We start from the raw sequence: 5,735 nt of genomic DNA, 5'->3' as shown, positions 1-5,735 counted from the left end.
AGAGTAGGAGGTCCGGGGAGTTCCGAGGTATGAGGTCGTCCGCCCAACTCGGACCCGGACGGCCCGATCGTTGACCAACTGCGCGCTCATCGGCATGACAGGACGTTTCGTCGGCGGCCAACCTGCCGCCCCCTAGATCGCTGGAACCTGTCGCACATCTGTTGGCGGAGTTGTGTCGCAAGTCAGTTGTCGGATCACACGCCAGCAGCCGGCTGTCCTGCGCCGGGTGATGCTTGACGTCGTGGCCTCGGACGACGCTTGACATGATCGCGAGGCGACAACCGCGCGACTCGCGGCAGATCAGCGCATTGCCCTGCGGCTGTCTGACCGCTGAGCTGTCATGCGATCGTGGAATCCTGGGACCAGCGTCTGGCGGAAGGAAAGCGATGGCCATACTCGCCGAGGGTCTGGATGCGCTCAACGTTCGAGCACGCGCTGTCATCGAGATCGCTCAGATATGTGAGCCCGACGGGTACCTCCAGGCGATCCAACTGGTCTTCACCGACGGTCTGTCGCTTACGCTGACGGTCTGGACCGATTGGCGACTGGTAGCCGAACTCCGGTCCCAAGTCGAAATGCCCGACTACCTTTGGCCCCCCGAAGCGATGACGCGATCGGTGATCGATCAGATGACCGGCCCAGTCTCAGATGTGGTACCCAGCCACAACCAGGTCGGTGAGCTCGTCGAGGTCCGTTTTACAGTCGGCAACCGGCGGATGCTCGTCGGCTCGTTCGCCGGCGACCTCACCATTGAGCTTTCGCAGGCCGACGACGACGGCGGCCGACGATAGGTCATCGCGGCACGAGGCGATCAACCGAATGACCGCTCATCGGCATGTCCGAGCGTCGACCGCGCCGGTTCACCGTAACGCTGGGTAGCGCGCGGATCGCGGCATGAGGGTGCGGTGCGGTGGTCGTTGATGTGGCTACCCGGCGGCGGGAGACGGGATGGTGGCTGCCTGCAAGAGCCGGCGAAGAGCCGACAGGTCGCCTGCGGCGACGACGCTCCCGTCGGACACGGCAGCGTCGAGCGCGGCCGGGTCAGCGCGGAGGCATGCGTCTGCCCTGCTGGGTTCGCCGGGCTCGACATGCACCTGACCGGCCGCTGTTCGGATGGTCCAAACGCGGTCGTCGAGCTCGACCCAATAGATGGTTGCGGGCGCCTTTGAGGCAGGGCGCGCGGCGGTTCGCAGAAAGAGCAGCACGGAGGTGGCGCTGAGCGTGGTCGGCGCGGATGTACGGCTGGGATGATCGTGGCCATGTGGTTGGAGTCGCGGTGACGGCTACGTCGGATCGTGGAGTGGTGCCGGTACGCGGTTCGTTGGCGGTCTATCCCGGTACGTTCGATCCATTCACCGCGGGGCACCGCGACCTGGTGGCCCGTGCCCGGGTGATGTTCGACCAGATCATCGTGTTGCTGGCGGTGAACGCCGACAAGCGACCAACCGCCGAGGCCACGACCAGGGCCGTACGCGTGCGCGACGCCATGCCGGCAGCCTGGGGCAATGTCGAGGTGGACACCTGGACCGGCCTGACCACCGCCTACTGCCTGCGCCGCGGCGCCACGGTCATCGTCCGCGGCCTACGTACGGCTGCGGACCTTCGCCATGAGTACCAGCTCGCTGCGATGAACGAGCAACTCGGCATTCAGACCGTCTGGTTGCCGTCCCGTCCGCAGCTGGCCGCCACTTCGTCCACGGTCGCACGCGCATACCGCTCGGCACAGTCGGCCCGTCCGTCCCTGAACGCTGAAGAGTGACCCCCAGGGGTACCGGAACGGTGGCAACGCCTCGAGGTGGGATGCACTCTTCTCGGCAGATCCGCGCACAGTCGGCGGCAGATCCGAGAGCGCACGCGACCTGCGACATGGGCAGGCGCTCTCGGAAATGCTGCAAGTCGATGGGTCACGTCCAACGACGCGACGTCACGGATGCCGGGCGGCTATGACCCGAACTTCTTCCATTGCCCTTCGGAGACCACCTCGACCGAGCCGTCGACGACCTTGATGGCCGTCTGTTCGTCGATGGCGTAGGCCGGGACACCGATTTCGGCGGCCCACCGCTCTGCGTCGGCCAGGGTGTTTGTTGGGAAAGCGTCCAGGTGCGGGAAGATCGAGAAGTCGACGACTCCCAGGGTGCGGTCGTCCGGTGCGGACGGCCACTCGACGAAGTACGTTCCGATCCGGGGCGTCATCACCATGCTTCCGGCACTCACTCCCACCCAGACCGTGTCGGGCAGCGATGGCAGCAGATCGGCCAGCCCGGACTCCCGCATCCAGTGGCACAGGTACGTCGCGTCGCCGCCGTCGACCAGGAGAACGTTGGCCTCCCGGACCCAGGGGACCCATCGCTCCGCGCCGATGGTGGGCAGTGCGGTGAGCTCGAGGACGCCGAGCGATGCCCAACCCAGGCCGGACAGGTACTGAAACACGGGCTCGGCGGCTACGAAGCCCCGCACCGATTTCGGACCGCACATCGGGTGACCCCATTGTGCTGTCGGGACGCAGAGGGCGTGGCACTCGGCGATCGGCTTGCCGAGGAGCTGCACGAGCGCCGAGTGGATGCTTGGGTTCGTGACGCCGCCTGACGTAAGCAGGAGCTTCAAGGTGCCTCCAGATTCACGCGCGGAGGGTGGATGTGCCTAAGACCCGGGACCGTGCTGGAACTCATCGGAGGTCGAGCAACCTCTTCAGAGGTCCCTCAGGTCGCCGGGTGCGATTGCCCACTAATCCTCCACCCGGTCCTACCCGCACAGCACGTGCGCCCGACCGACGCACGCAGGATGCGCATGTCGCGGCGACCGCTCATCGGCAGTTCAGGATGCCCGCTCGACTCAGGCCACCTACCGACCGTGGCCGCTCTTGATCAGTCAGCATGTACGGACGGCGGCAAATCCGGATGCGTTGGCGTCCGCCGAGTGGCGAAATGCGCCGTCGTGCTGAGGCGGACGCTTCTGCGACCTGCGCACTACCCTGACGGCTGAGCTGGCGCCTTCTTTCTCGGTGTTATGGTCGCGGCGCAAGCCCGTCCTGCGCACGATCGCCGAGCCACCCGAGGCCAAGGCACGGCCGGCCTCGGGGTACCACGCGGCGTTCAGCGGCCCCTACACGGTCGCCGCGCCGCCGCCGCCCGTGACCCCCGCCGCCTCGCCGTGGCCGCCCTGGTGCGCTGCGTCGAGGACGAGCGCTGCAGCGCGTCGTTCTCGCACGCCTTCCCCGCCGTCCTGCGCGTGACCACCCGCACGGCCGAGGAACTCGAGGCCCGCGTCGAGGTCAACCGCGGCGGCCTCGGCAACCCGTGTCCGACGAGGAGCTGGCGAGGAAGTTCCACAACAACGCCGTGAGGTCCCTTCCGGAGGAGCGCGCGGCCGAGATCGCGGCCCGAACGCTCGCCCTTCCTGACGCTCAGAGCGTCGGGGATCTCACCGCGCTGCTGACCTCGGCGGGGAGCGCTGAGGTCGAGACAGTTACCGCTCCCGGACTGCGTAGGTCAGGTGGGTCACCCGTTGCGTCGGCTCTGCGCGGACTGGCTCCAGGGCCACGCGGCCCGCGTCCACGCCCTCGAACAGGCGGATTCCGGAGCCGAACAGCACGGGTGAGAGCGCGATCGAGAACTCGTCGATCAGGCCGGCGTTCACGTACTCCAGGATCGTTGCGCCGCCGCCCGCGATGCGGACGTCCCGGTCGCCGGCGGCCTCGCGGGCCTGGTCGAGCGCGGGCTCGATGCCGTCGTTGACGAAGTGGAAGGTGGTCCCGCCCGGCCGCTCCCAGGGGTCACGCTTCTCGTGCGTCACGACGAAGACCGGCGTGTGGAACGGTGCCTCCTCCGGCCACGCCTGCTCGCCGGCGTCGAACATGCGCTTGCCCATCACGCTCGCGCCGGCGCGCTCGAACGTCTCCCGCACGATGTCGTTGTCGCGCCCCTCCGCGCCGCCCTCGCCGAGCTTCAGGTTCTCCCGGATGAACCGCTGCGGGAAGATCCACTGCTGCAGTTCCATCCACTGCTGCCCCATCAAGTCCTCGAGGGACTCGGGCGCGATGAACCCGTCCAGCGACATCGACACGCTGAAGAACACCTTCCCGGCCATCAGCCCTCAACTCCCTTCCGAACGATCTCGGTGACGTAGGCCGCCAGGTTGCTCAGGGTCTGCTGGCCGCCCTCGATCGCGTGGTACTTCTCGACCGCCTCGTCGCGCAGCTCCTTGGTGGGGAAAACCGTGCGCATCTCGATCCGGGTCGCCACACCGTCGGGCGCGAACGTCAAGACCGACTCGAAGGCGTTCGGGTCGCCGCGGGACTCACCGTGCAGTAGCGCGATCCGCTCCGGCGGGGCGATCTCGTTCCAGGAGATCCACTCCTGGTAGTCCGTCCCGTCCGGTCCGTGCATCACGAAGTCCCACTCCCCGCCGACGCGGAACTCGAACGCCCGCGTGGTGGTGGTGAACCCCTCCGGTCCCCACCACCGCGACAGGTGCCGCACCTCGGTGAACGCCTCGAACACCAGCTCCCGTGGGGCATTGATGACCCGCGAGATCACGATCTCGCGGTCGGCCGTCGCGGACTGCGCCGGCGCTACTCGTCCCGTCGCGCTCATCAGCTACTCCTCCTGCCTTGCCTGCTTGAGGTCCTGCACGTACGCGTCCAGCCGGTCGAAGCTCTCGTTCCAGAACCGCTCGAACCCGCCGATCCACTCGTGAACCGGTCGCAGCCCGCGGGCGTCAAGGCCGTACAGGCGCTGCTTGCCTGCCTTGCGGTCCCGCACCAGCCCGACCTCCCGGAGCACCCGCAGGTGTTTGGACGCCCCCGGCTGGGTCATCCCCAGCTCCTGCGCCAACTCGGTCACCGACCGCTCACCCGCCCGCAGCAGTACCAGGATCTCTCGGCGCTGCGGCTCAGCGATCGCGTTGAAGACGTCCGACGTCGTCGCTGCTCGTGCCATGGCAACCATCATATACCCATAACAGCATGCGTCATGCCGAGAGGAATCAAGCGGGTCTTGTGAGACGACGATCGTGACCCTTGTCAGCGGCGAGGACCATCCACAGGTTCTGATCATTGCTCCCCGTCGTCGAGCTACGGCAGCTGGTGGATGATCACGTCTCTGTCGTCACGCACGCCGTCATCGATCGGGGCGATGGCGCCAATGATCGTTGGACGCGACGGTAGCGGCGCGTCAGCCCGGTTCTCGGCAGATCCGGTCGTCTCCGACGCGCTGTCAGCGGCATGTGCGGATGCCGGGTGACGGGCTGCTCTTGCGGCGTGACGGGTGGATTGGCACTCGAATTTGGTGAGGCGCCACCCTATGATCGTGATCATGGAGATCCTGCGGTACGCCGCGTTCAGTGCCGATCCAGCCGGCGGCAACCCGGCTGGTGTTGTGCTGGATGCCACCGGGCTCGGCGACGCGGAGATGCAGCGGGTGGCGGCCGATGTCGGGTACTCCGAAACGGCGTTCCTCGTGCCTGGCGGGAATGGGCATTTCAAGGTGCGCTATTTCAGCCCGAAGGCAGAGGTCCCGTTCTGCGGCCACGCGACCATCGCGTCGGCAGTTGCCTACGCCGAGCGGCACGGTCCGGGAGTTCTGTATCTGGACACCCGCGCCGGCCTGGTCGAGGTCTCCACCAAGGTGCAGGCGGACGGCACTAGGCCGTGTTTCATAGCGGGGGCTGGCGGTCGACCTTGATCAGGGTTGTGGCGTGTCGGTGATCGATACGCAGTGAGGTCTCCGGTAGATGGT

7 protein-coding genes and 1 pseudogene are annotated in these 5,735 nt (G+C 67.1%); 4 read left to right on the top strand and 4 right to left on the bottom strand.

Translation table 11 applies throughout. From position 1 onward, the window contains the following. Positions 1–386: 386 nt before the first annotated feature. The gene (locus ABZU69_RS36750; RefSeq protein ID WP_354968817.1) at positions 387–791 is read left to right on the top strand and encodes a hypothetical protein; all 405 of its coding nucleotides are present in this window, start codon (positions 387–389) and stop codon (positions 789–791) included. A gap of 509 nt (positions 792–1,300) precedes the next feature. Then, positions 1,301–1,759: a pantetheine-phosphate adenylyltransferase gene (gene coaD / locus ABZU69_RS36745; protein WP_354968816.1), complete on the top strand. Its 459-nt coding sequence runs from the start codon at positions 1,301–1,303 to the stop codon at positions 1,757–1,759. 182 nt (positions 1,760–1,941) lie between these two features. On the opposite strand, the gene ABZU69_RS36740 is transcribed toward coaD, so the two are convergent. Further along, the gene (locus ABZU69_RS36740) at positions 1,942–2,604 is read right to left on the bottom strand and encodes a Type 1 glutamine amidotransferase-like domain-containing protein (RefSeq protein WP_354968815.1); all 663 of its coding nucleotides are present in this window, start codon (positions 2,602–2,604) and stop codon (positions 1,942–1,944) included. Positions 2,605–3,150: 546 nt separating this feature from the next. On the opposite strand from ABZU69_RS36740, the gene ABZU69_RS36735 reads away from it, so the two are divergent. Then, a complete protein-coding gene (locus ABZU69_RS36735; protein ID WP_354968814.1) occupies positions 3,151–3,342 on the top strand; it encodes a hypothetical protein in 192 nt (63 codons plus the stop codon). A gap of 123 nt (positions 3,343–3,465) precedes the next feature. Here the strand turns inward: ABZU69_RS36735 and ABZU69_RS36730 are convergent, their stop codons facing one another. From ABZU69_RS36730 to ABZU69_RS36720, 3 genes are read right to left on the bottom strand one after another with little or no spacing between them, the layout of a single operon-like run. Then, positions 3,466–4,086: a dihydrofolate reductase family protein gene (locus tag ABZU69_RS36730; protein WP_354968813.1), complete on the bottom strand. Its 621-nt coding sequence runs from the start codon at positions 4,084–4,086 to the stop codon at positions 3,466–3,468. Beyond that, positions 4,086–4,592, bottom strand: a complete 507-nt coding sequence (locus ABZU69_RS36725; RefSeq protein ID WP_354968812.1) for an SRPBCC family protein — start codon at positions 4,590–4,592, stop codon at positions 4,086–4,088. Before ABZU69_RS36725 ends, ABZU69_RS36730 begins: the two co-directional genes overlap by 1 nt. A gap of 3 nt (positions 4,593–4,595) precedes the next feature. Further along, positions 4,596–4,937 (bottom strand): metalloregulator ArsR/SmtB family transcription factor, encoded by a 342-nt coding sequence (locus tag ABZU69_RS36720; RefSeq protein ID WP_354968811.1) that lies wholly within the window; start codon positions 4,935–4,937, stop codon positions 4,596–4,598. A gap of 375 nt (positions 4,938–5,312) precedes the next feature. Here ABZU69_RS36720 and ABZU69_RS36715 point away from each other — a divergent pair. Next, positions 5,313–5,642, top strand: a pseudogene (locus ABZU69_RS36715) (PhzF family phenazine biosynthesis isomerase); the annotation flags it as partial. Positions 5,643–5,735: the final 93 nt, after the last annotated feature.

The sequence above is a fragment of the Micromonospora sp. NPDC005206 genome, from assembly GCF_040608175.1.
Lineage (GTDB): Bacteria > Actinomycetota > Actinomycetes > Mycobacteriales > Micromonosporaceae > Micromonospora.
Note: the sequence above shows the minus strand (reverse complement) of the source record. Positions and strands in the feature narration are given on the sequence as shown.